Source organism: uncultured Clostridium sp., from assembly GCF_937920395.1.
Classification (GTDB): Bacteria; Bacillota; Clostridia; order Clostridiales; family Clostridiaceae; genus Clostridium_AD.
Map to the genome: position 1 here is coordinate 1 of NZ_CALEVF010000119.1, position 2,849 is coordinate 2,849.

Consider the following 2,849-nt stretch of genomic DNA (forward strand, 5'->3'; position numbering starts at 1 on the left):
CAGGGATAGAACTTGATACTTTAGTTGAAATTGCATGGAAAATGCCAGGCGTCATCGGATCAAGAATGACAGGAGCTGGCTTTGGTGGATGCACAGTAAGTATAGTTAAAGATGAATTTGTAGATGATTTTATTAAAAATGTTGGTGAAGAATATAAGAAGAAAATAGGATACGAAGCAGTATTTTATGTAGCTCAAATAGGTGATGGAGCAAGAAAACTATAAAAAAATCTAAAATTATGATCAGCTTCAAAGAAGATGAACAGCTTCAAAGAAGATGAGTGGCACCGAAGATAATATTACTAGGAGATGATAATATGGCAGTAAATATTTCAACAGAAGTAGAAAAGATACTTTGTTATGCAAAGCATAAGAAGTTAATAACTTCTGAGGATTTAATATATACAAAAAACAGACTTCTAGAAACTTTATCTTTAGATGAAATTAAAGATGAAAACATTGAAGATAAAGAATATGAGGTGCAACAAGTTTTAGATAATATAACATTGTGGGCATACGAGAATAAACGAATAGACGATTATGGCATAATTGCTAGGGATTTATTTGATACAAAAATAATGGCTTGTTTAATAGGAAGGCCATCAGAAATAATAAAAGAATTTAAAAGACTTTATAATGAAAGCCCAAGAAGTGCAACAGATTATTTTTATAATTTAAGTATTAATTCAAATTATATAAGATTGGCAAGAGTGAAAAAGGATTTAAAATGGAAAGTAGCAACAAGTTATGGTGATATAGATATTACTATAAATTTATCTAAACCTGAGAAGGACCCGAAAGCTATTGCTAGAGCTATAAATTTAAAATCAAGTGGTTACCCAAAATGTTTACTTTGTAAGGAAAATGAAGGATATGCAGGTAGAATAAATCATCCAGCTAGAGGGAACCATAGGCTTATACCAGTTACATTAGATAAAGAAAATTGGTTTTTACAATATTCACCTTATGTTTATTATAATGAGCATTGTATAGTACTAAATGGTGAACATGTACCAATGAAAATATGTTTGGGAACCTTTAAAAGGCTACTAGATTTTGTGCAGCAATATCCACATTACTTCGTAGGATCTAATGCAGATCTTCCTATAGTTGGAGGCTCAATATTAAGCCATGACCATTTCCAAGGTGGAAACTATGAATTTGCAATGGCAAAGGCTCCAGTTGAGGAAGAATTCAAGGTTAAAGGATACGCGGGAATAACTCTTGGTAGAGTTAAATGGTCTATGAGTGTTATTAGAATAAAGGGTAAAGATAAGGGAGCACTTGCAAAACTAGCAGATTATATTTTAAAAGCTTGGAAGAATTATTCTGATGAGAGTGTTTCCATAAGTGCATTTACGGGTGATGTTGCCCATAATGCAATAACACCTATAGCTAGAAGACGAGGGGATAATTATGAGATAGATTTAGTTCTAAGAAACAATAGAACATCTACTCAGTTTCCAGATGGAATTTTCCATCCACATATTGAGTTACATCATATAAAGAAAGAAAATATTGGACTTATTGAGGTTATGGGACTTGCGGTTTTACCATCAAGACTAAAAACAGAGATAAAAGAGTTGAGTTATTATTTAGTAAATAACAAAAACAAAGATATTTTCAAAGAATTGGATAAAAAAGATGATCTTCTAAAACATAAAGAATGGGCAATAGAACTTACTCAAAAATATTCTGACATAAATGAAAAGAATGTGGATGATATATTGAAAAAAGAAATAGGCATTATATTTTCAGAGGTTCTAGAGCAAGCAGGTGTATTTAAAACAGATGATAAAGGAAAACAGGCTTTTAATAAATTTATTGTTAGTTTATAATAAAATATTCAAGTAATATCTGATAGATTATTAAAGAGTGGATTATACAATAATTCACTCTTTAATTGTGAATTAGAAAAATAAAATTTTAGTATTATAAAATAACAAAAGAGCAAGTGAGTGTGAAATTAATGGTAACAATAAAAGATATAGCAAACAGCGCTGGAGTGTCAATTGCGACTGTATCCAGGGTGTTAAACTTTGATGATAAATTAAATGTAACAGACATTACAAAACAAAGGATATTTCAAGTAGCTGAGGAACTAAATTATGTTAAAAAGAATGATAAAAAAACTAGGAAAAGTACATTTAAGGTAGCTATAGCAAACTGGTACACTGAAAAAGAGGAAGTATTAGATCCATATTATTTATCTATAAGACTTGCTGTAGAGAAAAAATGTGCTAGTGAGAATATAGAAGTGGTAAAATTATCACCGCTTTTTAATATAGGTTTAAAAGAAGTAGATGGAATTATAGCTATTGGTAAATTTGGGATTAGGGAACTGGAAAAGCTTAAAACAGTATCAGAAAGTATAGTATTTGTTGACTCATCACCACAAAGTGATATTTATGATTCTGTAGTATGTGACCTTAAGTATGCAACTATTAATATAATAAATTATTTAGAGAAGTTAGGACATAAAAACATTGGTTTCATTAGTGGAAGAGAGTACATTAATGAGGGTAAAGATATTTTTGTGGATAGGAGAGAAAGAACATATAAAGAAGAAATGCGACTTAGAGGAATAGATTACGAAACTAATTTGTATATAGGTAAATTTACACCACAAAGTGGTTATGAACTCATGAAGAAGGCATTAGAAGATAAAAATAATATAACTGCATATATTGTAGCTAATGATTCTATGGCAATAGGAGCCTATAGAGCTATAAGTGAAGCTGGATTTCGAATACCAGAAGACATAAGTGTTATATCATATAATGATAATATAACATCACAATTTATAGTACCTCCCTTAACTACAGTAAAAATATATATGGAGTTTATGGG

Annotated in this window: 2 protein-coding genes and 1 pseudogene; all 3 read left to right on the forward strand. The window is 30.2% G+C overall.

All coding sequences use genetic code 11. The annotated features are described in order from the left end of the window. Positions 1-224: pseudogene (locus tag Q0649_RS09570) on the forward strand (galactokinase); the annotation flags it as partial. Positions 225-316: 92 nt separating this feature from the next. Beyond that, a complete protein-coding gene (gene galT / locus Q0649_RS09575) occupies positions 317-1,837 on the forward strand; it encodes a UDP-glucose--hexose-1-phosphate uridylyltransferase (protein WP_298840791.1) in 1,521 nt (506 codons plus the stop codon). 131 nt (positions 1,838-1,968) lie between these two features. After that, positions 1,969-2,849: LacI family DNA-binding transcriptional regulator (locus tag Q0649_RS09580; protein WP_298840794.1), on the forward strand; the 881-nt coding region annotated here is incomplete at its 3' end.

Coding starts and splice junctions, on each gene's coding strand:
- galT (WP_298840791.1), top strand. CDS start 317: ATGGCAGTAAATATTTCAACAGAAGTAGAAAAGATACTTTGTTATGCA.